The sequence below is a fragment of the Curtobacterium sp. MCBA15_013 genome (assembly GCF_001865095.1).
GTDB lineage: Bacteria > Actinomycetota > Actinomycetes > Actinomycetales > Microbacteriaceae > Curtobacterium.
In genome coordinates this window covers 127,601-154,430 of the sequence record NZ_MJGQ01000004.1, presented here as the reverse complement: position 1 = coordinate 154,430, position 26,830 = coordinate 127,601, and the positions used below count along the sequence as shown (strand labels likewise).

Below are 26,830 nucleotides of genomic sequence, written 5' to 3'. Positions count from 1 at the left end.
CCGACCCGCGCCTCCCGTCCGGCAGGGGGTCGCGGCGCCGAGGGCGCGCAACACGCCGCGCGCGTGCCGTCGAGAGCGCACGAAGTGCCGCTCCGCGGCGCCGACAGCGGCACTTCGTGCGACCTCGGCCGGCCGCGCACGGCGCGAGCTGGCGGGACACGCCGCGCGCGCGGCGCCGAGCGGGCGGGACCGGCCGCCTGGGCGCGCCGAGCGGGACGGAACGTGCCCGCTCGCGGGCCAGGCGCGCGCCCGCCAGGCCCGCGCCAGGCGCGCGCCCTACGCGGCGCGGATGCGGTCCAGCGCCCGCTGCAGGTCGTCGGGGTACTCCGCCGAGTACGACACCCACGACCCCGTGCGCGGGTGCTCGAACCCGAGCCGGACGGCGTCGAGCCACTGCCGCGTGAGCCCGAGCTCCTCGGCGAGCACCGGGTCGGCCCCGTACATCGTGTCGCCCACGAGCGGGTGCCGGGTCGCCGCCATGTGCACCCGGATCTGGTGCGTCCGACCGGTCTCGAGGTGCACCTCGAGCAGGGTCGCGGAGCGGAACGCCTCGAGGGTCTCGTAGTGCGTCACGCTCGGCTTGCCGTCGGCCGTGACCGCGAACTTCCAGTCGCTCGAGGGGTGCCGGCCGATGGGCGCGTCGATCGTGCCGGAGGTCGGGTCCGGGTGCCCCTGCGCGAGCGCGTGGTAGACCTTCTCGACCGTGCGCTCCTTGAACGCGCGCTTGAGGTGCGTGTACGCGAGCTCGGTCTTCGCCACGACCATCAACCCCGAGGTGCCGACGTCGAGTCGGTGCACGATGCCCGCGCGTTCGGCGGCGCCGGAGGTCGCGATCGTGAAGCCGGCGGCGGCGAGGCCACCGGGGACCGTGGGGCCGTCCCAGCCGGGCGAGGGGTGTGCGGCGACGCCGATCGGCTTGTCCACCACGACGATGTCGTCGTCGTCGTGCACGACCGTCATGCCGGGGACCTCGACCGGGATGATCCGGGGGGCTTCCTTCGGCGTCCACTCGACCTGCAGCCAGGAGTCGGCGTGCAACCGGTCGGACTTGTCCACGGTCACCCCGTCGACGGTCACGCCGCCGGCCGAGACGACCTCGGCAGCGAAGGAACGGCTGAACCCGAGGAGCTTCGCGATGGCGGCGTCGACACGCTCACCGGCGAGCCCGTCCGGCACCGGCAGGGAACGGCTCTCGGTCACGTCGCGTCGTGCCCGAGGGTGTCCCGCCCGTCACGCGGTGCGCGCGGGTCCTCGACCAGGGGCCGGGAGGCGCGGTGCTCGTCCGCCTCGGAGGCGTCCGACTGCGCGCGGGCCGCATCCACCGCGCGCTGCTGCTTCGCGGAGAGCGCGCGAGTGCCGTCGAGGTTCACCCCGAGGATCACCAGCAGGACGAAGACCACCATGCTGATGCAGATGAACGAGTCGGCGATGTTGTAGATCGCGGGCATCATCCACGGGGTCGAGATGAAGTCCACCACGTGGCCGCGACCGAAGCCGGGCTCACGGAAGAGCCGGTCGAGCAGGTTGCCGAGCGCCCCGCCGAGGAGCATGCCGAGCACGAGCGCCCACCACATCGAGCGGATCCGCCGGGCGAACACGATGATCGCGACCACGACGGCGGTCGAGACGATCGAGAACACCCACGTCATGTTCACCGCGAACGAGAACGCGGCACCGGGGTTCCGGACGTAGAGCAGCTGCAGGGCGTTCCCGAGGACCGGGACGACGGTGCCGTACGGCAGGTTGGCGACGACGAGCGCCTTCACGCCCTGGTCGAGCGCCACCACGACGACAGCGGCGAAGGCCAGTGCCGCGATCGCGCGGACACTGACCTTCGCTCGTGATGCTGGTCGCGACAACGTCAGTTGCCGAAGCCCTGCGCCGATGCCGGCGCCGGGGTGAGCCCGGACTGCTCGGTGCCCGAACCGTCCAGCTCGTTGAGCTGACCCTGGATGTAGCTCTTGAGCTGTGCACGGTAGTCACGCTCGAACGTGCGGAGCTCGTCGATCTTGCCCTCGAGCTGGCGCTGCTCCTGCTCGAGCACCGCGACACGCTGACGGTTCGTGTTCTCGGTGTCGGCGATGATCTGGCGCTGCTTGGCCTCGGCCTCGGAGACGAGGCGGGCGGCCTGCGCGGTGCCCTCGGCGATGAGCGCGTCGCGCTTCTCGACGCCTTCGCGGACGTGCTCCTCGTGGAGACGACGTGCGAGCGTCAGGAGGTTCGTGGTGCCCTCGGTGTCCTCGTCGGCCGGGACCGTGGTGGCCGGCGCGGCGGCGGCGACCGGAGCGGGCTCCGGCGCGGCTGCCACGGGGGCGGGCTCCGGCTCGGGCTCGGGGGTCGGAGCGGACTGCTCGGCCTCGGCCGGCTTCGGCGCGGACTCGGCCGTCTGCAGGCGCTGGCGGAGCTCGTCGTTCTCGGCCGTCAGGCGACGGAGCTCGACGACGACCTCGTCGAGGAAGTCGTCGACCTCGTCCTGGTCGTAGCCCTCGCGGAACTTCGTCGGCTGGAACCGCTTGTTGACTACGTCTTCCGGCGTCAAAGCCATTGCCGTCACCTCAATAGAACTGCTGAACGTGTGGAACCGTCTCGGTGCGACCGAATCTACCAGTCGCGCCGAACGGTGCGGATGCCACGCCGGGGCGAGCATCGGATCCCGACCACCGTACACCGATGGTGGCCGTGAACCGTGACCACGCACTGGGCGTGGCGCGTGTCGTGTCCTCTTAGTTGGCGAACACGGGGATGAGCAGGGCGATCACGAACCGGATGATGATCGCCAGGAGGAGCACGATCGTCCAGCCGAAGTCGAGCGCCACGGGCCCCATGCGCATCGGCGGGAGGACCCGGCGGACCGCCCGGATCGGCGGGTCCGTCACGGTGTACACCACGTCGGCGACGACGAGGAGTGCTCCGCGCGGCCGCCAGGACCGGTTGAACTGCTGGACGATGTCGAGGACGAACCGCCCCCACAGCACGAGGATGTACAGCAGGAGGAGGTAGTACAGGATCGTGAGGATCGCGGTCACGATGGGGCTCGCTCAGCTCGGGTGCGGACCGTCATGCGACGAGCCGCACGGGGCGGGTGGGCCTGAGGGACTCAGGACTGGGCGAAGAAGGACGCCTCGATGTCGGACTCTACCTCAGGCGCCTCACCGCTCACCGCGACGTGCGCCGGCGACAGCAGGAACACCTTGTTGGTGACGCGCTCGATCTTGCCGTAGAGGCCGAGCGACAGCCCGGAGGCGAAGTCGATCATGCGGCGGGCGTCGGCCTCGGTCATCTGCGAGAGGTTGATGATGACGGGGATGCCGTCGCGGAAGCTCTCGGCGATGGACTGGGCGTCCTTGTACTCGCGGGGGTGGACGGTGAGGATCTCGTTCATTTCCTGGACCGGTGCTGCCTTCTGTGCGGACGTGTGCGAGCGGCGGAGCGGGGTGACCTGGGCGCCGCGCTGGTGGGTGTGCGCCTTGGGCTCGGCGGCGACGGGCGCCACCGGTGCCGCGGCGGGCGCGGGGGTCTCGTCGGCGACCGGAGCGGGCGCGGGGGCAGGGGCCGGAGCGGACTGCTGCCGCGCGGGCTGCTGCTGCGGCTGCTCGTCCTCGTACTCGAGTTCCTCGTCGGCGAGGCCCAGGTAGACCATCGTCTTCTTCAGCGGGTTGGCCATGGTTCCTCCGGAGGTCGGTGCTCGTGGATGCCCTTGCAACGAGGCTAGGGCGCGACCGGCCGATTTCCCGTGATTGCGGTCCCGATCCGCAGGTGTGTCGCGCCCTCGAGCACGGCGTCGGCGTAGTCACCGCTCATCCCGGCCGAGATGTCCGTCGCGGCGGGGGCGAGGGACACCACGCGCTCGGAGACCCCACGGAGCCGGGCGAAGGCCGCGCGCGGCTCCTCGTCGAGCGGTGCGACGGCCATCACCCCACGGAGCCGGATCGTGCCCGTGGCGAGCACGCGCGACACCATGGCCTCGACGGCGTCGGGTCGGACGCCACCTCGGTCCGGGTCGTCGGTCAGGTTGACCTGCACGAACCCGTCGATCACCGGCGGCTCGGGTTCGGCCTCGGTCGGCGCGAACGCGTCCACCACGGACTCGCGGTCGAGCGACTGCACGACGTGCGCGTACCGCCGGACCTGCCGGGCCTTCTTCGACTGCAGCTGTCCGACGAAGTGCCAGGTCAGCGGGAGGTCGGCGAGCTCGGCGGCCTTCGCCTGCGCCTCCTGGTGCCGGTTCTCCCCCACGTCGGTGACGCCGAGCGCGGCGAGGTCGCGGACGAGCGACGCCGGGTGGAACTTCGTGACGACGACGAGCGTGAGCTCGTCGGCCGAGCGCTCTGCGGCGCGCGCCGCGTCGGAGATGCCGCTCCTGACGGACGCGAGACGCGCCTCCAGTCCGTCGTCTGCTGACGGGGACGGGAGGCGCGGGTCGTCGGACAACGCTCGTTACTTCAGGAAGTCGGGGACGTCGAGCTCGTCGTCATCGTCGTCGAACGCCGGGTCGGCGGCACGCTGCGCGGGCGCCTCGTGCTCCTGCGACGCCCACGACGGGGCGGACGAGGACGAGTCCTCGATCGCGCCGGTCGCACCGGCGGACGCCACGGGCACGGTCGCGCCGGCCTCGGGGTCGACCCAGCTGGAGCGGCGCTCCTTCTGCTGCGAAGTGGGCTCGCCGCCGTCGAAGCCCGCGGCGATGACGGTCACGCGGACCTCGTCGCCGAGCGTGTCGTCGATGACGGCACCGAAGATGATGTTCGCCTCGGGGTGCACGGCCTCCTGTACGAGACGGGCAGCGTCGTTGATCTCGAAGATGCCGAGGTTCGAGCCACCCTGGATCGAGAGCAGCACGCCGTGCGCACCGTCGATCGAGGCCTCGAGCAGCGGGCTCGCGACGGCCAATTCGGCGGCCTTGATCGCCCGGTCGGCACCGCGCGAGGAACCGATGCCCATGAGCGCCGAACCGGCACCCTGCATGACGGACTTCACGTCGGCGAAGTCGAGGTTGATCAGGCCGGGCGTGGTGATGAGGTCGGTGATGCCCTGGACGCCGGCGAGGAGCACCTGGTCGGCCGTGGCGAACGCCTCGACCATCGAGATGCCGCGGTCGCTGATCTCGAGCAGGCGGTCGTTCGGCACGACGATGAGCGTGTCGACCTCGTCCTTGAGGCCGGCGACACCGTTCTCGGCCTGCGACTGACGACGCTTGCCCTCGAAGCTGAACGGCTTCGTGACGACGCCGATGGTGAGCGCGCCGATCGACTTCGCGATGCGGGCGACCACGGGCGCACCACCCGTGCCGGTCCCACCACCTTCACCGGCGGTGACGAAGACCATGTCGGCACCGGCGAGGGCCTCTTCGATCTCCTCGGCGTGGTCCTCGGCGGCACGACGGCCGACCTCGGGGTCTGCTCCTGCGCCGAGGCCGCGGGTGATCTCGCGGCCCACGTCGAGCTTGACGTCGGCGTCGCTCAGGAGCAGCGCCTGCGCGTCGGTGTTGATCGCGATGAACTCCACCCCGCGGAGGCCGAGCTCGATCATCCGGTTGACGGCGTTCACGCCGCCGCCGCCGACGCCGACGACCTTGATGACGGCGAGGTAGTTGTGGTTCGTGGTCACGTCAGTCAGGCCTCCGGTCGAACCCTCAACCTCTACTTGAAGTTCAGGGGCATTGCTGGTAGATGTGGTGCTGGCTTCGACGCTACGGGTGCGCTCCGGGCACTGTCGCCCCGCCACGCCGCGTGTCGCGCGATTCCGCGTCGACTTCCGCTACTTCTTCGCGCGGATGATGCCGTTGTCCGGAGCGCTGACGTCGTACTCGACGACGACGCCGGGGTTCCGCGCCGCGTGGTCCTTCACGAGGGCCGCGAGCAGGGCCGCCTTCGCGTCCGACTGCTCCGGGTTCCCCCAGACGACGCTCGAGCCGTCCTTGAGGGTGAGCGTGACGTCGTCGGCGGTCGAGCCCTTCACGCTCGTCACCTGCTGACGGACGGTCGACGGGAGCGCGAGCACGACCTCGGTCATCGTGCGGAACTCCGACGAGCCGAGCTTCGCGTTGCCGATGTCGGCGACGGGCATGTTCGCGGGCTGCTTCGGCGACGACTGCACGACGATGCCGGCCGGGTCGACCAGGTCGAAGGACTTCCCCGACCGCACCGCGACGACCGGGGTGCGCTCGGTCACGGTGACCACGAGGGTGTGCGGCGGGGCCTCCTCCGTCACGTAGCTCTCGATGAGCGGGAAGCCGGCGATGTCCTTCTTGATGGCGTCGAAGTCGAGCCGGGCGAGCGGGGTGCCGATCTGGTCGGAGAGCGCCTGGCGGAGCTGGGTCTCGTCGACGCGGTTCGTCCCCTTGACCTCGATGGTCTGGAGCGCCATCAACGGCGAGAACACCGCGACGAGGATCGAGATCCCGAACACGAGGACGATGCTCGCGGCGGTGATCCAGGCGGCGCGGCGGTGCCGGCTGCGTCGGGTGAAGCGGCGGACCTCGGCGCGCTCGAGGAGGCGACGACGGCGCTTGGCCACCCGGGCCTCCCGCGCGGTCTCGGCAGCGCGGACGCCGGCGCCGATCGGGCGCTCGTGGCCGTCCTCGCCCGGGCCGTGCAGGTCGGTGAGGTGGGCGAGCCGCTCGGCGTCGCGGCGCTCGGTCTCCTGCCGTTCCCGGGCGATCCGCTCGGCCTCGGGGTCGTGGTGGTCCTCGTCGGGCGTGTACTCGCGCAGTCGGCCGGCGACGGACGACAGCCCTGCGCCGAGGCGGCGGCCGGCGGCGCCGGCGAGGGCACCGGCGCGGTCGCGAGCCGACCCGTTCGACGTGTCGGCGGCGGTGGGGTCGGCCGTCTCGACGACCGGTTCCTCGGTGGCGGGCTCGAGCCGCGCCTCCTGGACCACCGGCTCGGGCTCGCGGGACGGACGTCGCGGGATCAGCGGGGCACGACGCTGCCGGGGCGCGCCCGCGCCGTCGGCAGGTGCGTCCGGACGGGCCGGCCGCTCGTCGAACCCCTCTGGACGCTTCACCGGGACAGCGCCCCGTCGTCGTGGAGGGCGCTGAGCACCTGCGGGATGATGCGGTACACGTCGCCGCAGCTCAGGGTCATGATGATGTCGCCGTCGCGCGCGACCGCGGCCGCGCGCGCCGAGGCCTCGTCCCAGTCGGGCAGGAACTCGACGCGGGACTGGTCGGCGAAGCGCTCCTGCACGAGGGCGCCCGTCACGCCGGGCTCCGGGTCCTCGCGGGCGCCGTAGACGTCGAGGACGACGGTGTGGTCGGCGAGCTCCTCGTAGACCTTGGCGAAGTCACCGGCCATCAGGCGCGTCCGCGAGTACAGGTGCGGCTGGTGGATCGCGATGATCCGGCCGTCGCCCACGACGTTCCGTGCGGCCTTGAGCGCCGCCGCCACCTCGGTCGGGTGGTGCGCGTAGTCGTCGTAGACCGAGACGCCGCGCTCGACGCCGTGCAGCTCGAAGCGTCGCTGGGTCCCGCCGAAGGTCTCGATGCCACGGATCGCGTCCGCGGCGGCGACGCCGAGTCCGGTCAGGACGGCGAAGGCGCCGACGGCGTTGATCGCGTTGTGGCGGCCCGGGACCCGGAGCGTCAGGTGGTGCGCCTCGCCCGCGGCGCGGAAGTCGACCTCGACCCCGGCGGACTCGGTGATCCCCTCGATCCGGACCTCGGCGTCGACGGCCTCGCCGAAGGTGACGATCTCGGGCGCGTCCTCGCGGGCGCGGATCCCGGCCGTGACCGCCTTCGCGCCGGCGTCGTCGCTCGAGATCACGACGCGCTCGCTCGCCTTCGCGGCGAACTCGACGAAGGCCTCGGTGAAGGCCTCCTCGCTGCCGTAGTGGTCGAGGTGGTCGGCGTCGACGTTCGTGATGAGGGCGACCGCGACGTCGTAGAGCAGGAACGATCCGTCGGACTCGTCGGCCTCGACGACGAACAGGTCGCTCGAGCCGGGCGCCGAGCTCGTGCCGAGGGACTGGATGACCCCACCGTTCACGAAGCTCGGGTCCAGCCCGAGCTCGACGAGCGCGGTGACGATCATGCCGGTCGAGGTGGTCTTGCCGTGCGCGCCGGCGACCGCGACGAGGCGGTGCTCGGCGATGAGGGCGGCGAGGGCCTGCGACCGGTGCAGGACCGGCAGACCGCGGCGCTGCGCCTCGAGGAGTTCCGGGTTGTCCGGCCAGAGCGCGCTCGTGACGACGATGGTGTCCGCGTCGCCGACGTTCGCGGCGTCGTGGCCGATGTACACCTCGGCACCGAGGTCACGCATGGTGCCCGTGGTGGCGGTCTCGCGGGAGTCGCTGCCGGTCACGCGGTGGCCGGCGGCGAGGAAGAGCCGGGCGATGCCGCTCATGCCGGAGCCGCCGATGCCGACGAAGTGGACCGTGCCGAGGTCATCGGGGATCGGCTGCGTCAGGTCCGGCTTGATGGTCATCGTTCCTCCGTGGTGCTGTCGCGCTTCGCGGCGTCGAGGACGAGGTCCGTCATGCGGTCGGCGCCGTCGCGGTGTCCGACGCTGCCGGCACGGACGGTCATGTCGGCGATGCGGGCCCGGTCCTGCAGGGTGTTCAGCAGCTGGAACGTCACCCAGTCCTCGTCGAATTCCGCGTCGGCCACGAGGACCGCTCCCCCGGCGTCGACGACGTCCTTCGCGTTGTGCCGCTGCTCGCCGTTGCCGACAGGGTACGGCACGAGGACGCTCGGCAGCCCGACGGCGGTCAGCTCGCAGACCATGCCGGCGCCGGCGCGCGAGACCACGAAGTCGCTCGCGGCGTACGCCAGGTCCATCCGGTCGCAGTAGGGCAACACGTGGTAGCCGTCGAGGTCGCTCGGGCCGATGTCGGACTTCCCGCCGACGACGTGCAGGACCTGCCAGCCGGCACCGACGATCGTCGCGGCGCTCCGGTTGACGGTGCGGTTGATGCTCCGCGCGCCGGAGGAGCCGCCCGTGACGAGCAGGACCGGTCGGGCGGGATCGAGGCCGAACTCGGCGAGGCCCTCTGCGCGGCTCGCACGACGGTCGAGCGACTCGATCTCGCGCCGGAGCGGCATGCCGACGACCCGGCCGTGGCGGAGACGGGTGTTCGAGAAGGTCACGCCCACGTGGTCGGTGAGGAACGCTGCCAGGCGGTTCGCCAGGCCGGGCTTGGCGTTCTGCTCGTGCACGACGATCGGGGTGCCGGTGCGGCGGGCGGCGATGTACGCCGGTGCGGCCGCGTAGCCCCCGACGCCGAGGACGACGTCGACCTCGCGGTCGCGGATGATCTGCTCGACCCGACGGACGGCGCCCAGGAACCCGCCGGGGAAGCGGAGGGCGGCGGCGTTCGGCTTGCGCGGGAACGGCAGGCGCGGGATCGTCAGCAGCTCGTAGCCGCGCATCGGGACGAGCCGGGACTCGAGGCCCTCTGCGGTGCCGAGGACGAGGACCTCGGCGTCGGGCTCGCGCTCGGTCAGCCGGTCGGCGACCGCGAGCAGCGGGTTGACGTGGCCGGCGGTGCCGCCGCCCGCGAAGAGGTACGTGTTCACCGGAGGGTTCCGTTCGTGGTGGTGCGGCCGACGCTGGTCCTGCCCGGGAGGTCGCTCTTGCCCGGGAGGTCGCGCGCGAAGGACAGGACGACGCCGATGGCGACGAGGGTCATGATCAGCGCGGAGCCACCGGCCGAGATGAGTGGGAGGGGCACGCCGAGGACCGGCAGGAGGCCGAGGACCACGGCGATGTTGACGAGCGCCTGGCCGATGATCCACGCGAGCACGCCACCGGTGACGGTCTTCACGAAGGGGTCGTTCGACTGCCGGATGATCTTGATCATGCCGACCGCCAGGACCACGAACAGGGCGAGCACGACGACGGCGCCGACGAGCCCGAGCTCCTCGCCGATGATCGCGAAGATGTAGTCGTTGTCGGCTTCGGGGAGCCACGACCACTTCGCCTTCGAGTTGCCGAGGCCCACCCCGAAGACGCCGCCGGAGGCCAGCGCCCACATGCCGTGGGTCGGCTGCCAGCAGAGGTCCTGGTACTGGCTCGTGTCGGTGCAGCCGGAGAGCCAGGCGCTGATGCGGTGCGACCGGGAACTCGACGCCATCGTGACGAACGGCAGCAGCACGGCGAGGCCGAGCACCCCGACGAGCAGGTGCTTCGCCCGGGCGCCGCCGACGTAGAGCGCGCCGAACACCAGGATGAGCATGATCATCGCGGTGCCCTGGTCGCCGCCGACGAGGATGAGGCCGATCGACCCGAGCGACGCGATGCCGATCGGGATGAAGACCTCTTTCCAGTCGTCGAGCTTCTCCCGCTTGACGTACATGATCGCGCCGATGCCCAGCACGAGCGCGAGCTTGAGGATCTCGGACGGCTGCGCGGTGAACGAGCCGAGGCGGATCCAGTTCCGGTTGCCCTGGATCGAGTAGCCGAGCGGAGTCAGGACGACGAGCGCCTGCACGACGAGGCCGACGCCGACGATCCACATCGCCCACTTCCGCCAGAACCGCGCGGGCAGGCGGGAGGCGATGAGCATGAGGGGCACGCCGAGCACGGCGTACAGGCCCTGGCGGGAGGCCGCGCCGAAGAAGTCGTGCGTCGCGGCGTACTGCTCCACGCTCGACGAGGACAGCACCATGACCACGCCGAAGACGACGAGGAAGAGCGTGACGCCGAGGATCGTGTAGAAGGTGCTCGACTCGGCGACGAAGACGTTCTTGACGGCGACGACCGCCCCGTTGTGACGGCGTGCGGGTGCGTGCGGTCGGCCGGGGGCCGATCCGCCGCTACGGCCGCTCGGGAGATCCGTCGTCGCCATCGGCATTTCCTCCCAGGTGCTCGTGGACCGCCGCCGCGAATCGACGCCCCCGGTCCGCGTAGGAGCCGAACTGGTCGAACGACGCCGCAGCCGGGGCGAGGAGGACCGTGTCGCCCGGCCTCGCGACCGATGCGGCATGCCGGACCGCCTCGGGCATGACCTGATCAGTGTCCGCTGCCTCGACCTGCAGCACCGGCACCCCGGGCGCGTGTCGCGCGAATGCCTCGAGTACAGGGCCGCGATCGGTCCCGATCACGACGACGCCGCGGACGTCCGGCCCGAAGCGCTCGACGAGTCCGTCGATGTCGACGCCCTTGAACAGGCCACCGACGATCCACACCACCTTGTCGAACGCTGCGAGCGACGCCGTGGCCGCGTGCGGGTTCGTCGCCTTGGAGTCGTCCACCCAGGTGACGCCCTCGGCGGAGGCCACCAGCTCGGTGCGGTGGTGGTCGGCGCGGAAGCCCTGCACGGCGGTGCGGATCGCGCTCGGCTGCACGGAGGCCGCGCGGGCGAGCGCGGCCGCGGCGAGGACGTTCATCGTCATGTGCGGGCTGGCGAGCCCGGCGGCCTCGAGGTCGGCGACGGTCGCGAGCTCGAGCGCGCTGTTCCGTCGGTCGTCGGTGAAGGCCCGGTCGCAGAGGACGTCCTCGACCACCCCGACGTCGCCGGGCGCGGGGATCCCCGGGCCGAAGCCCACGGCACGGCACCCCTCGACGACGTCGGCGTCCTCGACCATGTGCCGGGTGACGTCGTCCGCGGTGTTGTACACGCAGGCGAGGACCGTGCGCTCGTAGACCTTGGCCTTCGCGGCCCGGTAGGCCTCGGCAGAGCCGTGCCACTCGAGGTGGTCGTCCGCGATGTTCAGGCAGGCGCTGGCGAGGGGCACCACGGCACCGTCGCCGGTCGTCGGCATGTAGTGCAGCTGGTGGCTGGAGAGTTCGACGACGAGCACGTCGTAGCCGTCCGGGTCGCGCACGACGTCGAGGACGGGCACGCCGATGTTGCCGCACGCCACCGCGCGGAGCCCGCCGGCCTCGAACATCGCGGTCGCGAGCTGCGTCGTGGTGGTCTTGCCGTTCGTACCCGTGATGGTCACCCAGGGCGCAGCGATGGGGCCGCGCACGACCTTGTCACGGACACGCCAGGCGAGCTCGATGTCACCCCACACGACGCTGTTCGCCACGGCCCACTGCACGGTCGCGTTGTGCGGCGGCAGGCCCGGCGACACGACGACGACGTCCGGCGCCTGGGTCTCGAGGGCGGCGGGCACCGAGTCGAGGGGCACCTGCACGAACTGCGCACCGATCACGTCGAGCAGCTCCACGCTGTCCGACGGGGCGTCGGTCGAGTAGACCGTCACCGCGCTGCCGAGCTCGACGAGGGTGTCGGCGACCGAGAACCCGGTGGCGCCGAGGCCGAGCACGGCGACGTTCAGCCCCTTCCACCCCTCGGCGTACCAGCTGTCCAGGGACTCCAGGCGGGACGAGGACACCGCGTCAACCAACTCGTGCGATCCATTCGAGGTAGAAGAGTCCGACACCCGCGGCGACGCAGAGTCCCGCGATGATCCAGAACCGGACGACGACGGTCACCTCGGCCCACCCCTTCAACTCGAAGTGGTGGTGCAGCGGACTCATCCGGAAGATGCGCTTGCCGTGGGTGATCTTGAAGTACGCCCGCTGCAGGATGACCGAACCGGTGACGATGAAGAACAGGCCACCGATGAGGATGAGCAGGAGCTCCGTGCGGCTGAGGATCGCGAGGCCGGCCAGCGCGCCGCCGAGCCCGAGCGAACCGGTGTCGCCGAGGAAGATCTGCGCCGGCGACGTGTTGTACCAGAGGAAGCCGATCAGGCCACCGCAGACCGCCGCAGCCACCACCGCGAGGTCCAGCGGGTTGGTCACGGTGTAGCAGGCGTGCTCGGTGCTCGCGTCGAGCCGGGCACCGCCGCAGATCTGGTTCGACTGCCAGAAGCCGATGATCACGTACGAGCCGATGGCCAGGATGCTCGAGCCGGTCGCGAGACCGTCCAGCCCGTCCGCCACGTTCACGCCGTTCGACGTCGAGACCGTCAGCAGGACGATCCACGCCAGGAACAGCACGGTGCCGATCACGGTGCCGAGCGCCATGAAGTCGAGCCACGGGATGTCCCGGATGGCCGACACCATCGTCGACGCCGGCGGCTTGCCGTTGCCGGACGGGACGACGAGCGCCACGGTCGCGAAGATGACGCCGACGATGACCTGCCCGAGGACCTTCGCCCAGCCGCCGAGCCCGAGACTGCGCTGACGACGGACCTTGAGGAAGTCGTCGATGAACCCGACGAACCCGAGGCCGACCATGAGGAACAGGACGAGCAGGCCGGACAGCGTGACCGAGTCACGGCCGACCAGGTGTCCGACGAAGTAGCCGAGCACCGCGCCGATGATGAGGACGATGCCGCCCATCGTCGCCGTGCCGCGCTTCGTGTGGTGCGACTGCGGGCCGTCGTCGCGGATGAACTGTCCCCAGCCGAGGCGGTGGAACAGCTTGATGAACAGCGGCGTGAGCAGCAGTGTGAACACCAGCGACACTGCGCCGGCGATCAGGAGGGCGATCATTCGGTGACACCTCCGAGGCGGTCGCCGAGGAATCGCAGTTCGGCGGACTTCGAGGACTTGACGAGGACGACGTCGCCGGGGCGGAGCATGTCCTGCAGTGAGTGGACGGCGTCGTCGACGTCCTCGATGAACACGGACTCGCCGTCCCACGATCCCTCGAGGGTGGCGGCCTGGTGGATGGGCATCGCGCCGCGGCCGACGACCACGAGCTGTCCGATGCCGAGACGGACGACGAGCCGACCGATGCGGTCGTGCTCCTCCGTCGAGAACTCGCCGAGCTCGGCCATCTCGCCGAGCACGGCGACGGTCCGCTCCCCCGGGCGCACGATCTGCGCCAGGGTCCGCAGCGCCGCTGCGGTCGAGTCGGGCGACGCGTTGTAGGCGTCGTTGATCACGGTGACGCCGTCGGGGCCGCCGGGGAGGAGCTCCATGCGCCAGCGCTCGGCGCGCGTCATCGACGCGAGCGCGGCGGCGCCGGCGGCGAGCGGGACGCCCCACAGGTGGGCGACCGTGAGCGCGGCGGACGCGTTCATGGCGTGGTGCTCACCCAGGATCGCGAGCTGCACGTCGACGTGATCCGTGCCTCCTGGCCGTCCGTCCGCAGACGGGTCGCCTTCCTGGCGGACGGGAGGCGCGGTGAGCGTGAAACGGGTGCCGTTGCGGTCCGTCTCGATGCCGGTGATGCGGTAGTCGGCGTCGTCGGACGTGCCGAAGCCGACGACGTGGGCGGCCGTCAGGTCACGCATCGACGCGACACGGTCGTCGTCGACGTTGAGGAGCGCGGTCGCGCTCCCGGGCAGGTCGGTGACCATCTCGGACTTGGCGCGCTGGGTCGCCTCGATCCCGCCGAACTCGCCGGCGTGCGCAAGGCCGACCTTGAGGACGACGCCGACGTCCGGCTCGGCGATCGCGACGAGCTTGGCGATGTGGCCGATGCCGCTCGCGCCCATCTCGACGACCAGGTACCGGGTGTCCTCGGTGATGCGGAGCATCGAGATCGGCGCACCGACGTGGTTGTTGAACGACCCCTGCGGCGCGACGGTCTCGCCGTGCTGCTCGAGGATCGTGCGGAGCATGTTCTTCGTGCTCGTCTTGCCGTTCGAGCCAGTGATCCCGACGACCTTGAGCGGCGCCGGGCGTCCGTCGGCGTCGACGCGGTCGGCGGTCGCCATCCGGACGCGCGTGACGACCTCGTGCGCGAGCGCGGCGAGGGCGTCGTAGCCGTCCGCCACGACGATCTGCGGTGCCGCGGTCTCGACGCGCTCGGGCGTGATGACGAGCGCGGCGCCGGCCTCGGTCGCCGCGGGGACGAAGCGTCTCCCGTCGGTGACCTCGCCCGGGAGCGCGAAGAACACGCTGCCCGGCGTCACGAGGCGGGAGTCGGTCTCGACGGTGCCGTCGACGACCAGGTCGCCCTGGTCGGCGACGTCGGTCGCCTGGGCACCCGGGATCAGCTCGCCGTCGACCGCTGTCGCGATCTCGGCGAGGGTCATGGCGATCATCGGAGTTCCTCGGTGGGGCCGGAGTTCGGCTCCCAGCCGGCCTCGCGGAGGGCCTGGCGGGCTTCGTCGCGTGCCGAGTACGGCGTGCGGACGCCCTGGATGTCGCGGTAGTCCTGGTGGCCGGGGCCGGCCCAGAGGATCGAGTCCCCCTCGCCGACGAGGCCCACCGCGGTGCGGATCGCGGCCTCGGGCGGGCTGACCTCGTGGAGCTCGTGCTCGGGGAACGCCTCGCGCGCGGCGTCGACGAGGGTCTTCCGGATCGACGCGGCGTCCTCGAAGCGCGGGTGGTGGTCGGTGACGACGAGGATGTCGCTCCCCGCAGCCGCCACGCGGGCCATGTCGCCGCGCTTGGTCTTGTCGCGGTCGCCGTCGGCGCCGAAGAGCATGAGGACCTTGCCGGGGGTGAACTGCCGGACGGCCGCGAGGGTGTTCTCGAAGGCGTCGGCGCTGTGGCCGAAGTCGACGTAGACGCTCGGGCCGCGGTCGCCCGAGACGCGCTCGGTCCGGCCGGGCAGGTAGCACTCGATGGCGCTCGTCCGCTCGCCGCGCTGCTCGCGCTCGTCCTCGTCCGGGTAACGGCGGTGGTTCGTCTCGAGCGCGTGCGCGATGGCACCGAGCTCGAACCCGCCCTCGACCAGCATCACGATCGCGAGCGCGGCGTTCGCGGCCATGTGCCAGCCGATCAGGGGCACACGGGTGGTGAGCGCACGGCCCTCGGGACCGGTCAGGCGGAACTCGGTGTAGGCGGCGTGCGCCTCGACGATGTCGACGTGCCACTCGGCCTCGACGTCGGGGTGGACCGTGATGGTCGTGACCGGGATCCGGGAGTCCTGCACCACGCGGTGGCCCCAGTCCGTGTCCAGCGAGACGACACCGCGACGGGCGTGTTCGGGCTGGAACAGCGGGAGCTTCGCCTGGTAGTACTCCTCCATGTCGGCGTAGTCGTCGAGGTGGTCGTGCGACAGGTTCGTGAACGCCGCGACGTCGAAGACGATGCCGTCGACGCGGTGGCGGCTGAGGGCCTGCGCGCTCACCTCGACGGCGACCGCGCGGACCTCGCTCTCGCGCATCCGGGCGAGCAGGGCGTGCATCTCGCTCGCCTCGGGCGTGGTGAGGCGGCTCGTGACACTGAGCGTGCCGATGTGCCGCTCGGCGGTGGAGCTGAGGCCCGTGACGAGGCCGAGCTGCTTGAGGATCCCCTCGAGGATGTAGGACGTGCTCGTCTTGCCGTTCGTGCCGGTGACGGCGAACAGCTGCGGCAGGTCGGTGGCCTCGTCCGGGTGGGTGCGGTACACCCACGCCGACACGTCGCCGAGGGCCGCACGGGGGTCGTCGACGACGAGCACCGGCAGACCGGCCGCCTGGGCGTGCTCCACGCCGGCGTCGTCGGTCAGCACCGCGACCGCGCCGCGCTCGGCGGCCTCGGCGGAGAACTCCGCGCCGTGCCGGTTCGCACCGTGCACGCCGACGAAGAGGTCACCCGGCTGCACCTCGGCGGCGCTCAGGGTGACGCCGGTCGTCTCGACGGCGTCGACCGAGCCGACGACTCGCAGACCGAACGCGTTCGCGAGTTCGGCCACGGCCCTCGGGGTCGGGTGTTCGGGTCGGAGGACCGGGGGGATCCGTGCGGACAAGTGCTCCTTCTTCCTCACCACGTGGTCGGGTAGGTCTTCGCCGGCGTCGTGGAGGGGGCTACTCGGTACTTCTCGAGCACCTGGGACATGAGAGTTCGGAACGCCGGAGCCGCTCCGCTGGACCACTTGTTGGCCTGCGGCTTCGTGAACGTCACCGTGACAACATACTGGGGGTCCTCGGCGGGTGCCATTCCGGCCACCGAGGTGATGCGCTGGCCGCCGTAGCCCTTCGACCCCTCGGCGACCTCGGCGGTACCGGTCTTCGCGGCGATGTTGTAGCCGGAGATCGGCTTCATCCCCACGAGGGTGCCGCCGGTGACCACGCTCTGCAGCATGTCCGTGACCTGCGTTGCGGCGTTCGCGGACACGACGCGCGTCGGCTGCACGTCGGGCGCGTCGATCGTCTTGCCGTCGGCGGTCTCGCAGCCCTTGACGAGGTGCAGCGGGATCCGGACACCGTCGTTCGCCAGGGTCTGGAAGATGCTCGCGACCTGGATCGCGGTCGTCGAGATGCCCTGGCCGAACATCGAGTTGATGTTCGTCTGCTGGTCCCAGTTCGGACTCGTGCCGTAGTCCATCGACGGCTGGCCCGGGTAGTCGATCGCCGACTCCGGCTCGAACAGGCCGAACTTCTGCATGTAGTCGTACCGCTGCTGGGCGGTCAGTCGCTCGCCGAGCTCGGTGATCCCGACGTTCGAGGAGTTCTGCAGGATGCCCGTGAGCGTGAGGTTCTCGGTGTCGTGGAACTCGGAGTCGTGGATCGACCCGCCCCACGGGAACGAGCGCGTGTACGGCACGACGGCCTGGTCGGTCGGACTCGACTTGCCCTGGTCGATGAGGGCGGCGGCGATGGCGGCCTTGATCGTTGACCCGGGCTCGTACGTGGCCGTGAGGGCCCGGGAGCCGAACGCGCCCTTGTCGGTCGTGCCGTCGACGTTGTTCGGGTCGACCGTCGGGTAGTCCGCGACGGCCAGGAGTTCGCCGGTCTTCACGCTCGTGACGGTCGCCGTCGCCGACTCGGCCTGCAGGGACTTCGCGGCGGACGCGATCGTCTGCTCGGCCATGTACTGCAGGTCGCCGTCGATCGTGGTCTCGACGGTCCCGCCGTCCTTGGCTTCCTTCGTGGTCACGGTGCTGCCCGGGAGCTGGACACCGTCGGACCCGCGCTCGTACGTCTCGGAGCCGTTCGACCCGGCCAGGCACTTGTCGTAGGCGTACTCGAGGCCGGCCTGGGCGCCGTCGGTGCCCATGAAGCCGGTGATGTTGCCGGCCGTCGCACCCGTCGGGTACACCCGTGACGCCTGCTGCTCCTTGTAGATCCAGGGGATGTCGAGCGCGGTCACCGCCTCGTAGTGCTTCACGTCGAGGCCCTTGACCAGGTAGGCGAAGTCGGACCGCGGGTTGGCCGCGATGTTCTTCTGCATGGTTGCGACGTCACCGCCCGACGCCTTCGCCAGTGCCGTCAGTGCCTGGTCGACCGAGACGTCCTTCACCCGGGTGCCGCCGAGCTTGCCCTCGAACTTCTTGACCAGGCGTGGCGCGGTCGTGATGTTGTACCGGGTGACGCTGTCGGCGAGCTCGGTCCCGTTGCGGTCCACGATCGACCCGCGGGTGCCGTAGATCGTGACGGGGATGCTCCGCTTCTCCTTCGACAGCTCGTTGAGCGCGGCGGCCTGGACCACCTGGATGTCGACGAGGCGGATCACGAAGACCGCCACGAGGGCGATCACGGCGATCATCACGACGCTGTAGCGGAGTCGTCGGCTGCGGATCGTCTTCGTCACGCGGTGCGGTCCTTCCCGGGGTGGAGCGGTCGTGCGGCAGGCCCCCGGCCCGCAGGTCACCGGGTGGACGGGGCCTGGAGCTGGTTCGGGTCGGACTCTACGTCGGCCGTCGAGGAAGCCCCGGCCGACGCGCTGGCGCCTGCGGTCTTCCCAGCGTCCGCCGCGGCGGCGTCGCTGCCCGCCGTGGGCCCGGTCTCCTTGCTGGTGGAGGTGTCGCCCTGCTTCGCGGCGAGCGGCACCTCGTCCAGCAGCGAGTTCGGGACCTGGTTCGAGGTCGCCGCCGTGGCCTGGTCCGCGACCGCCGGGGTCGGCGTGCCGTACACGCGGCCGGTCTTCGGGTCGAGGTACACCGGCGTCGAGTTCGCGATCATGCCGAGTGCCTGCGCGTTGCGGGCCAGGTTCTGCGGCGAGTCGAGGATCCGTAGCTCCTCGGACAGCGACTGCTGCGTGCGGGAGAGGTTCGTCTGCTCCGCGCTGAGGGAGTTCAGGGTGTACGCGCCCTGGCTGAGCACCATGCTGATGCCGAGCTGCGCGAGGAGCAGGATGCCGAGGGCAGCCACCGCCACCACGGCGTACGCGATGCGCGGGCGGGCACGGCGCTGGGCCTTCGTCGGGGTGACCTCGACGAGCTCCGGCCGGTTCTGCCGCGTCGGACGCGGGGCGCGGGACGGGACGACGGCGGGGTCGACGAGTGCGAGGTTCGTGCTCATGTCACTTCCGGATCCGCTCGGCCGCGCGCAGGCGCACGGGGGTTGCTCGTGGGTTGGCGGCGCGTTCGGCTTCGTCGGCCAGCTCGGCGCCCTTGACGACCAGTTCGTACGTCGGCCGGTGCTCGGGCAGTTCGACCGGCAGGCCAGCGGGTGCGCTCGACTTCGTCCGTGCGGTCAGCGCCCGCTTGACGATGCGGTCCTCGAGCGACTGGTACGACTCGACGACGATCCGGCCACCGACCGCGATCGCGTCGAGCGCTGCCGGGATCGCCCGTTCGAGCACGCTCAGTTCGGCGTTCACCTCGATGCGCAGCGCCTGGAACACGCGCTTCGCGGGGTGGCCCTGGCGCTGGATGGCCACCGGGGTCGCGTCGTGCAGGACCTGCACGAGGTCGCCGGACATCTCGAACGGGGCGGTCGCCCGTCGCTCGACGATCGCCCGGGCGTAGCGTCCGGCGAGCTTCTCCTCGCCGTAGCGCTGGAAGATCCGGCGCAGCTCGCCCTCGTCGTAGGTGGCGAGGACGTCGGCGGCGGTCTGCCCCTCGGTCCGGTCCATCCGCATGTCGAGCGGCGCGTCCTGGCTGTACGCGAAGCCGCGCTCGGCCCGGTCGAGCTGCAGGGAGCTGACGCCGAGGTCGAACAGGACGCCGTCGACCTCGTCGAAGCCCTCGCCCTCGATCGCGTCGACGATGCCGTCGTAGACCGTGTGCACCAGGCGGACGCGGTCACCGAAGCGGGCGAGCCGCTCCCCCGCGATGCCGAGCGCGTCGGTGTCGCGGTCGAGGCCGATGAGCGTCAGCTCCGGGAAGCGCTCGAGCAGCCCCTCGGAGTGGCCGCCCATGCCGAGCGTCGCGTCGACCACGACCTTGCCCGGCCCCTCGAGGGTGGGCGTGAAGAGGTCGACGATGCGCTCGAGCATCACCGGGGTGTGGGGGAAGCGCTGTGCGCCCGTCTCGTTCTCGGCCATGTGCAGCCCCTCGTCCTCCGGGCCGCGGGTCCGGATCCCCATCCATGCGACCTGACACCGGGGAAGGGGTGTCAGGGATGCACGGCTGGGAGTCCCGATCCACGGATCAGAAGATCCCCGGGATCACCTCCTCGTCGTTGTCGGCGAAGCCCTCTTCGACTTCTGCGTAGTAGGCCTCCCACGCGGGGGTCGACCAGATCTCGGCACGGTCACCGGAGCCGATGACCGTCAGGTCCCGCTCGAGCCCCGCGTACTCGCGGAGGTTCTGCGGGATGGTGACGCGGTTCTGCTTGTCGGGCTGTTCCGCGCTCGCTCCGGAGAGGAACAGGCGCATGTAGTCCCGGGTGCGCTTCGAGGTCATCGGTGCGGTGCGGATGCGCTCGTGCAGTTGCTCGAACGTGTCCGCGCTGAAGACGACGACGCAGCGCTCCTGCCCGCGGGTCATCACGAGGCCCCCGGACAGTTCGTCCCGGAACTTGGCGGGGAGGATCACGCGACCCTTCTCGTCGAGCTTCGGGGCATGGGTACCGAGCAGCACGTCGGGCCTCCCCTCCGCTCCACCGGACCGTTGTGTCCCCCACTTTACTCCACTCCCCTCCCCAGGGTGCGGAAATCATTCCCGAAATCGCCGTCGTGCCCTGTTTTGGGGTCGATGGAGGCTCAGTTCCGGCGCGCTCGAGCGCGGAGAGGACCGAATCCACGGGGATCGAGGACCTGGTGGAGGGATGTGGAGCGCGTGGAGGGAAGTGGAGGACTTCCACAGCTCCGGGGCGCGCTCCCGCGGCGCGGCGGCGGCTCGCGCGGCCCGCGCGGCCCGCGCCGCTCGTGCCGCTCGTCGAGCGGGCGGAATCGGTTGCTCGGCGGCGCCGAGCGGGCCGTTTCGCGCCCGCTCGGCGACGGACCGGCGGCGTGTTGCGCCCGTTCAGGGGGCACCTGCGAGACGGGAGGCGCGGTGCGGCGCCGACCCGCGCCTCCCGTCCGATGGCGCGCACCGCCTCCCCCGAAGAGTCGCGACCCGCCGCGCGCGGCCCGCCGAGCGGGCACAGTCGGCCGCCGCGCGGGCTCGAGCGGGACCGATTTCGCCCGGTCGCCGAACGGGTCGCAGCGTGTTCCGCACAGTCGGCGCAGCGCCCGCCGACCCGGCGCACCCCACCCACCCACGGACGCACGAAACGGGGCCGGCCCCGAAGGACCGACCCCGTGGAGGAGTGTGGAGGGCCGCTAGCCCTGGTTGTCGTTCCGCTTGTCCCAGCGGTCGTTCATCCGGTCCATGAAGGACCCGCCGCCGCCCTGACTCGGCCGCGAGGCTCCGCCCGTCGACGGCTTGCCGGCCCGAGGCGCCTTCGCCTTGGGGGCTCGCATACCGGGACGCAGCGCGAAGAGGACTCCGGCCAGCATCACGACGAAGCCGAGGATCCCGATGAGCGGCTGGCGCATGACCAACCCGATGATGACGATGGCGACGCCGGCGAGTGCTCCGAGCACCCCGAGCGTGATCGACGTGTACGTCGGACGACCCTGGCGACGCGTGACACGCGCGAGGAAGTCGGAGTCATTCTGGTAGAGGCTGCGCTCCATCTCTTCGAGGAGGCGCTGCTCTTGCTCCGAGAGTGGCATCTTTGTTCCCTCTGTTCCTGGGATCGACGCGTGGTTGAGGTGGACCGAGTCTACGACTCGACCGCTCCACTAGGGTAGGGAGTGTGGCTGAGAGTACGCGATTAGTGGACCTCGTGTCGGCGCGGATCGATCGGGCGCTGGACGACCAACGTGAACGGCTCGCTGCGATCAGTCCGGACCTGGCTCCGTTCGACCAGTACGCGCGGGATCTGCTCTCCGGGGGCAAGCGGTTCCGGGCCCTGTTCTGCTACTGGGGCTGGCAGTCCGTCGCGGGGCGGTCGGGCTCGTTCGACCCGCTCGGCGAGGGGTCCCGGCAGACCACGGCCGAGGCGATCGTCACGGTCGCGGCCGCGCTCGAGATCTTCCACGCCGCGGCGCTCGTCCACGACGACATCATGGACCGCTCGGACACCCGCCGCGGGCGTCCGGCAGCGCACCGCCGGTTCGAGTCCCTCCACGAGGAGTCGGGCTGGGTCGGCGACCGGGCGCTCTACGGCACGAACTCGGCCCTGCTGCTCGGCGACCTCCTGCTCTCCCTGAGCGACTCGGTCTTCGACGAGGGGCTCGCCCTGCTCGACCCCGCGCGGGGCCGCATCGTCCGCCAGGAGTTCCACACCATGCGCCTCGACGTCACGGCGGGGCAGTACCTCGACGTGCACGAGGAGACCGCCTGGCCGACCATCGACGAGGACGAGCACCTCGTCCGTGCCCAGCGCGTCATCGTCTTCAAGTCCGCGAAGTACTCGATCGAGGCCCCGCTCGTGATCGGTGCCCTCGTGGCCGGGGCATCGGACGCGCAGCTCGAGGGGCTCCGGGCGTTCGGCCTCCCCCTCGGCGTGGCCTACCAGCTCCGCGACGACATGCTCGGCGTCTTCGGCGACCCCGAGGTCACCGGCAAGCCCGCCGGCGACGACCTGCGCGAGGGCAAGCGCACCGTCCTCATCGCCTCGGCCCGCAAGGCGTTGCCGACTGGCCCCCGGCAGTTGCTCGACGAGCTCCTGGGCGACCCGGACCTCGACGAGGCCCAGGTGCAGATGCTCCGCGCGACGCTCACCGAGTCCGGTGCGGTCGCCGCCGTCGAGCGGTCGATCGAACGGCACGTGCAGCGCGCGAAGGCAGCGATCGAGGCGGCACCGCTGACCCCGTCGGCGCGCGAGCAGCTCGTCGCGCTGGCCGACACGGTCAGCCGCCGCTCCGCGTAGACGCCCCCACCTGCATGCCAGGAGGCACAGTGCCGGCCGGCACCGCGCCTCCTGGACCCGACGTGGGAACCGCTAGAGCAGCGACTGGGCGACGCGACGCACCTCGGCCTTGCGGCCGGCGCGCAGCGCGGCGATCGGCGAGGTGCCCATCGCGTCGTCGACGGAGAGCATCCAGCGGACGGCCTCGTCGTCGGTGAAGCCGTTGTCGGACAGGACGATGAGCGTCCCGCGCAGTTCCGGCAGGGGCTCGGTGTCGTCGAGGAACTCGCTCGGCACACGCAGGACACCGTCGATGCGCGCGGCCAGCAGCGTCTTCTGCTCGAAGAGCCGGTGGACGCGTCCGGGGCTCACCCCGAGCAGGTCCACCAGGTCGGGGACGGTCAGCCATCGCTCGGAAAGGGTCGTGTCGTCGATGGGTGCAGCACTCACAGGCCCCATGTTGCCAGAGTGCGACGGGACACCACACCGACTCGTTCGTCACATTCGTCACACACGCAACATCCGACTCTCTGGTTGACTTGGGAATCACGCCATGCCAGCGTGGGAACACCTGTGAGTGCGCACGCACGTGCAACGGCTCACCGCTCGAACAGGAGACACCGTGGACAACGCTGCAGACGAAGACGCCCGGCGCGCACGATCCGCCCGGTTCGCGACCATGCCCATCGTCCTCGCGGGGACGATCGCGGTGACCGCCGGACTCACCGGCCCGGTCGCCCACGCCGAACCGCGCCACGACGACGACAACCGCAACAAGCGGCACGTCGACGAGGACCGCACGGTGACCGATCGACCGGTCTTCGAGACCGCGGTCGCCCGTCCGTCGCAGACCACCGTGACCACGGTCGCCGCCGTCTCGACGAAGGCGCCCACCACGGCTGTGCCCACGAACTACACCGTGCGCCAGGGCGACACCGTGTCGGGCATCGCCGCCCGCTACGGCCTGTCCGCGCAGGAGGTCCTCGTGCGCAACGGCCTCGGCTGGAACACGATCATCCACCCCGGGCAGACGCTGCACCTCTCCTCGACGCCGGCGGTCAGCACGGCGTCGTCGACGACCTCGGCCACGGGCAGCTACCACGTCAAGCAGGGCGACACGGTGTCCGGCATCGCCTCGCGCGTCGGTGTGTCGACCACGGCGCTCCTCAGCGCGAACAGGCTCTCCCAGCGCTCGGTGATCTACCCCGGGCAGACGCTGCGGGTGCCGACCGCGGGTGCGACGGCAGCGCCGGTGGCGGCGGTCACGTCCGCTCCGGCCTCCACCTCCGGCAGTGCGTCGCCGGCCCGGGCCGGCAGCGTGAAGATCGGGACGGGTGACACCATCGCCTCGATCGCGGCCTCGCACGGCGTTACGGTCTCGGCGCTCCTCTCGGCGAACGGCCTCACCTACACGAGCACGATCTACGCCGGCAAGACGCTCGTCCTGCCGTCGTCGGGCCCGTCGCTCTCCGCCGAGCAGCGGGGCAACGCGGCGACGATCGTGGCCGTCGGCCGGTCCCTCGGGGTGTCCGACCACGGGATCGTCATCGCCCTCGCCGCGGCGATGCAGGAGTCGAGCCTGCGCAACCTCTCCCACGGGGACCGCGACTCGGTCGGGCTGTTCCAGCAGCGTCCGAGCCAGGGCTGGGGGTCCGCTGCGGCCCTGCAGGACCCGGCGACGGCGGCGAAGCGGTTCTTCACGGGCAACCCCGGGCACACCCGCGGGCTGCTCGACATCGCCGGGTGGTCGTCGATGAACGTCACGACCGCGGCGCAGGCCGTGCAGGTGTCGGCGTACCCGAAGGCGTACGCGCAGTGGGAGAAGACCGCGCAGAGACTGCTGGCGTCGCTCTGAGCCAGGCCGCCGGGCCGTCGCGCGCGCTCGCACGCCTGGCCGCTCGGCGGAACCGAGTCATCCGCAAGATCGAGATTCGGTCACGACCGGAGCGTCAGTGCGGGTCCGTGCAGTCCCGATTCGTAGAATGCCGCCGATGACCACCAACGCCGCCACGGATCCGATGATCGGTCGCATGATCGATCACCGGTACCGCGTACGCTCCCGCATCGCGCGCGGGGGCATGGCGACCGTGTACCTGGCGACCGACGTGCGGCTCGAGCGGCGCGTCGCGATCAAGATCATGCACGGCCACCTGGCCGACGACCAGGCCTTCCGGGAGCGCTTCATCCAAGAGGCCCGGTCGGCCGCCCGGCTCTCCCACCCGAACCTCGTCGGCGTGTACGACCAGGGCGCCGAGGACGACACGGCGTACATCGTCATGGAGTACATCCCCGGCATCACGCTCCGCGACCTCCTGCAGGAACACCACGCGCTGACGCCCGAGCAGGCGACCGACATCCTCCGGGCCGTCCTCGCCGGGCTCGCCTCGGCCCACCGCGCCGGCATCGTGCACCGCGACCTCAAGCCCGAGAACGTCCTGCTCGCCGACGACGGCCGCATCAAGCTCGGCGACTTCGGTCTCGCCCGTGCGACCACGGCGAACACCGCGACCGGGGCGGCCCTGCTCGGGACGATCGCGTACCTCTCCCCCGAGCTCGTCACGCGCGGTGCCGCCGACTCCCGCAGCGACATCTACGCGCTCGGCATCATGCTCTACGAGATGCTCACCGGCGAGCAGCCCTACAAGGGCGAGCAGCCGATGCAGATCGCCTACCAGCACGCCAACGACTCGGTCCCCGCGCCGAGCGCCGCCGTCGCCGGGGTCCCGCCGGAGCTCGACGACCTCGTCGCCTGGTCCACCGCCCGCAACCCGGACGACCGGCCGCGCGACGCCCGCGAGATGCTCGACCACATGTCGGGCGACCAGCAGCGTGCCACCGGTCAGTACCGCACCGCCGTGCTGCGGCCCGAGAACGCGACCGCGATCATCCCCGCCGGGTCCGCGACGCCGACCTCGGCGGACTCGGGCGACGCCACCACCATCCTCGAACCGGCCCAGCGTTCGTCGGCCCAGCAGCCCGGCGGCCGCGGTGGCCGGAACGCTCCGGGTCCCCGCCGGACCGGGTCGCAGCCAGGAGCCCTCTCCCCTGCCGGACAGCGGCTCGCCGACAAGTCGACCAAGCGTCGCAAGCGCGGGTGGATCATCCTCGTCGTCGTCCTCGTGCTCATGGCGATCGGCGGCTCGATCGGCTGGGCGCTCGGACCCGGACCGTGGGGCAACGTCCGCATCCCCGAGGTCACGGGCAAGTCCGTCTCGCAGGCACGACAGCTCCTCGAGGCGCAGGGCCTCCACACGGCGTCGTCGACCGCGACCCGCTTCGACGCCGTCGTCGCGAAGGGCCAGGTCTCCACGACCAAGCCCGCCGCCGAGCGCGAGGTCCGCAAGGGCACCTCGGTGCAGATCGTCGTGTCGAACGGGCCGAAGATGATCGCCCTGCCGGCCATCGTCGGGCAGCCGCTCTCCACCGTCACCGCGGCGCTCGATGACGACTTCCAGCTGCAGGACGACCAGTACCAGTTCTCCGCCGACGCCCCGAAGGACACCGTCATCGCCGCGACGGGTCTCGGCACCGACGGCGAGACGATCGACCTCTCGACGGTCGAGACCTACGGCGAACGCGGCCCGGTGACGCTCACCGTCTCCCTCGGCGCGGTCCCGGACGTGGTCGGCAAGTCCGTGAGCGACGCCACGGCGACGCTCGACACGGTGGGGCTCACGCTCGGCTCGCAGGACGGCCAGTTCAGCGACGACGTGCCCGAGGGGCAGATCATGTCCGCGAAGGCCCAGGACGATCCCGTCGTGCGGGGCTCCGCGATCGACGTCGTCGTGTCCAAGGGTCCGGCGCCCATCACGCTGCCGGACGTGCACGGGAAGACGATCAACGACGCCACCTCGACGCTCGACGCGCTCGGGCTCAAGGTCTCGGTGCCGGACTGCACGAACATCCTGTGCGGCTTCTACGACTGGAAGGCCTCGCTCCCCGTCGAGTCCACGGACCCGGCGGCGGGCACGACCGTGCACCGCGGCGACACGATCACGCTCGCCTACAAGCAGTAGGCGCACCGCGCGGCGGCGAGTCTCGGCCCCG

24 protein-coding genes are annotated in these 26,830 nt (G+C 71.2%); 3 read left to right on the top strand and 21 right to left on the bottom strand.

The window, feature by feature from the left end; all coding sequences use genetic code 11:
- Positions 1-276: 276 nt before the first annotated feature.
- From BIV01_RS02800 to BIV01_RS02705, 20 genes are all read right to left on the bottom strand, one after another.
- A complete protein-coding gene (locus BIV01_RS02800) occupies positions 277-1,200 on the bottom strand; it encodes an RluA family pseudouridine synthase (protein WP_070418659.1) in 924 nt (307 codons plus the stop codon).
- Entirely contained in the window at positions 1,197-1,859 is a 663-nt protein-coding gene (gene lspA / locus BIV01_RS02795; RefSeq protein WP_254789629.1) for a signal peptidase II, read from the bottom strand. The genes BIV01_RS02800 and lspA overlap by 4 nt, the downstream gene beginning before the upstream one ends.
- Before the next feature lie 2 nt (positions 1,860-1,861).
- Positions 1,862-2,545, bottom strand: a complete 684-nt coding sequence (locus tag BIV01_RS02790; protein WP_070418658.1) for a DivIVA domain-containing protein — start codon at positions 2,543-2,545, stop codon at positions 1,862-1,864.
- A 178-nt stretch (positions 2,546-2,723) separates the two neighbouring features.
- Positions 2,724-3,026 carry a YggT family protein gene (locus BIV01_RS02785; protein WP_083295315.1) on the bottom strand — a complete coding sequence of 101 codons (303 nt, stop codon included), beginning with the start codon at positions 3,024-3,026 and terminating at the stop codon, positions 2,724-2,726.
- A gap of 71 nt (positions 3,027-3,097) precedes the next feature.
- Complete coding sequence (locus tag BIV01_RS02780; RefSeq protein WP_070418656.1) at positions 3,098-3,664, bottom strand: cell division protein SepF; 567 nt, start codon at positions 3,662-3,664, stop codon at positions 3,098-3,100.
- 44 nt (positions 3,665-3,708) lie between these two features.
- Positions 3,709-4,431, bottom strand: coding sequence for a YggS family pyridoxal phosphate-dependent enzyme (locus BIV01_RS02775; protein WP_083413726.1), 723 nt, complete (start codon positions 4,429-4,431; stop codon positions 3,709-3,711).
- A 6-nt stretch (positions 4,432-4,437) separates the two neighbouring features.
- On the bottom strand, positions 4,438-5,607 hold the full coding sequence (gene ftsZ / locus BIV01_RS02770) for a cell division protein FtsZ (RefSeq protein WP_070418655.1): 1,170 nt from the start codon (positions 5,605-5,607) through the stop codon (positions 4,438-4,440).
- A gap of 150 nt (positions 5,608-5,757) precedes the next feature.
- The gene (locus BIV01_RS18850; protein WP_083413725.1) at positions 5,758-7,005 is read right to left on the bottom strand and encodes an FtsQ-type POTRA domain-containing protein; all 1,248 of its coding nucleotides are present in this window, start codon (positions 7,003-7,005) and stop codon (positions 5,758-5,760) included.
- On the bottom strand, positions 7,002-8,423 hold the full coding sequence (murC, locus tag BIV01_RS02760) for a UDP-N-acetylmuramate--L-alanine ligase (RefSeq protein ID WP_071301871.1): 1,422 nt from the start codon (positions 8,421-8,423) through the stop codon (positions 7,002-7,004). The genes BIV01_RS18850 and murC overlap by 4 nt, the downstream gene beginning before the upstream one ends.
- Positions 8,420-9,514, bottom strand: coding sequence for an undecaprenyldiphospho-muramoylpentapeptide beta-N-acetylglucosaminyltransferase (gene murG / locus BIV01_RS02755; RefSeq protein ID WP_071301870.1), 1,095 nt, complete (start codon positions 9,512-9,514; stop codon positions 8,420-8,422). Before murG ends, murC begins: the two co-directional genes overlap by 4 nt.
- Entirely contained in the window at positions 9,511-10,785 is a 1,275-nt protein-coding gene (gene ftsW / locus BIV01_RS02750; RefSeq protein ID WP_254791765.1) for a putative lipid II flippase FtsW, read from the bottom strand. Before ftsW ends, murG begins: the two co-directional genes overlap by 4 nt.
- Positions 10,754-12,280 carry a UDP-N-acetylmuramoyl-L-alanine--D-glutamate ligase gene (murD, locus tag BIV01_RS02745; protein WP_083413724.1) on the bottom strand — a complete coding sequence of 509 codons (1,527 nt, stop codon included), beginning with the start codon at positions 12,278-12,280 and terminating at the stop codon, positions 10,754-10,756. Before murD ends, ftsW begins: the two co-directional genes overlap by 32 nt.
- Before the next feature lie 4 nt (positions 12,281-12,284).
- Positions 12,285-13,388, bottom strand: a complete 1,104-nt coding sequence (gene mraY, locus BIV01_RS02740) for a phospho-N-acetylmuramoyl-pentapeptide-transferase (protein WP_071294947.1) — start codon at positions 13,386-13,388, stop codon at positions 12,285-12,287.
- The gene (locus tag BIV01_RS02735) at positions 13,385-14,890 is read right to left on the bottom strand and encodes a UDP-N-acetylmuramoyl-tripeptide--D-alanyl-D-alanine ligase (protein ID WP_071301867.1); all 1,506 of its coding nucleotides are present in this window, start codon (positions 14,888-14,890) and stop codon (positions 13,385-13,387) included. The genes mraY and BIV01_RS02735 overlap by 4 nt, the downstream gene beginning before the upstream one ends.
- On the bottom strand, positions 14,887-16,524 hold the full coding sequence (locus BIV01_RS02730; protein ID WP_071301970.1) for a Mur ligase family protein: 1,638 nt from the start codon (positions 16,522-16,524) through the stop codon (positions 14,887-14,889). Before BIV01_RS02730 ends, BIV01_RS02735 begins: the two co-directional genes overlap by 4 nt.
- 14 nt (positions 16,525-16,538) lie before the next feature.
- Positions 16,539-18,308 (bottom strand): peptidoglycan D,D-transpeptidase FtsI family protein, encoded by a 1,770-nt coding sequence (locus tag BIV01_RS02725; protein WP_083413723.1) that lies wholly within the window; start codon positions 18,306-18,308, stop codon positions 16,539-16,541.
- A 56-nt stretch (positions 18,309-18,364) separates the two neighbouring features.
- Positions 18,365-19,018 carry a hypothetical protein gene (locus BIV01_RS02720; protein WP_071301866.1) on the bottom strand — a complete coding sequence of 218 codons (654 nt, stop codon included), beginning with the start codon at positions 19,016-19,018 and terminating at the stop codon, positions 18,365-18,367.
- A 1-nt stretch (position 19,019) separates the two neighbouring features.
- Positions 19,020-19,985: a 16S rRNA (cytosine(1402)-N(4))-methyltransferase RsmH gene (rsmH, locus tag BIV01_RS02715; protein WP_175473627.1), complete on the bottom strand. Its 966-nt coding sequence runs from the start codon at positions 19,983-19,985 to the stop codon at positions 19,020-19,022.
- Positions 19,986-20,091: 106 nt separating this feature from the next.
- Entirely contained in the window at positions 20,092-20,523 is a 432-nt protein-coding gene (gene mraZ, locus BIV01_RS02710) for a division/cell wall cluster transcriptional repressor MraZ (protein ID WP_022906684.1), read from the bottom strand.
- A 683-nt stretch (positions 20,524-21,206) separates the two neighbouring features.
- Positions 21,207-21,602: a DUF3040 domain-containing protein gene (locus BIV01_RS02705; RefSeq protein WP_071301865.1), complete on the bottom strand. Its 396-nt coding sequence runs from the start codon at positions 21,600-21,602 to the stop codon at positions 21,207-21,209.
- An 83-nt stretch (positions 21,603-21,685) separates the two neighbouring features.
- Between BIV01_RS02705 and BIV01_RS02700 the strand changes: the two genes are divergently transcribed.
- Positions 21,686-22,804 (top strand): polyprenyl synthetase family protein, encoded by a 1,119-nt coding sequence (locus tag BIV01_RS02700; protein ID WP_071301864.1) that lies wholly within the window; start codon positions 21,686-21,688, stop codon positions 22,802-22,804.
- Positions 22,805-22,876: 72 nt separating this feature from the next.
- Here BIV01_RS02700 and BIV01_RS02695 read toward each other — a convergent pair whose 3' ends face one another.
- Positions 22,877-23,242 carry an Rv2175c family DNA-binding protein gene (locus BIV01_RS02695; RefSeq protein WP_071294950.1) on the bottom strand — a complete coding sequence of 122 codons (366 nt, stop codon included), beginning with the start codon at positions 23,240-23,242 and terminating at the stop codon, positions 22,877-22,879.
- A gap of 163 nt (positions 23,243-23,405) precedes the next feature.
- On the opposite strand from BIV01_RS02695, the gene BIV01_RS02690 reads away from it, so the two are divergent.
- Positions 23,406-24,638, top strand: a complete 1,233-nt coding sequence (locus BIV01_RS02690; protein ID WP_254790748.1) for a LysM peptidoglycan-binding domain-containing protein — start codon at positions 23,406-23,408, stop codon at positions 24,636-24,638.
- Between the two features lie 136 nt (positions 24,639-24,774).
- Positions 24,775-26,799: a Stk1 family PASTA domain-containing Ser/Thr kinase gene (gene pknB / locus BIV01_RS02685; protein WP_071294951.1), complete on the top strand. Its 2,025-nt coding sequence runs from the start codon at positions 24,775-24,777 to the stop codon at positions 26,797-26,799.
- Positions 26,800-26,830: the final 31 nt, after the last annotated feature.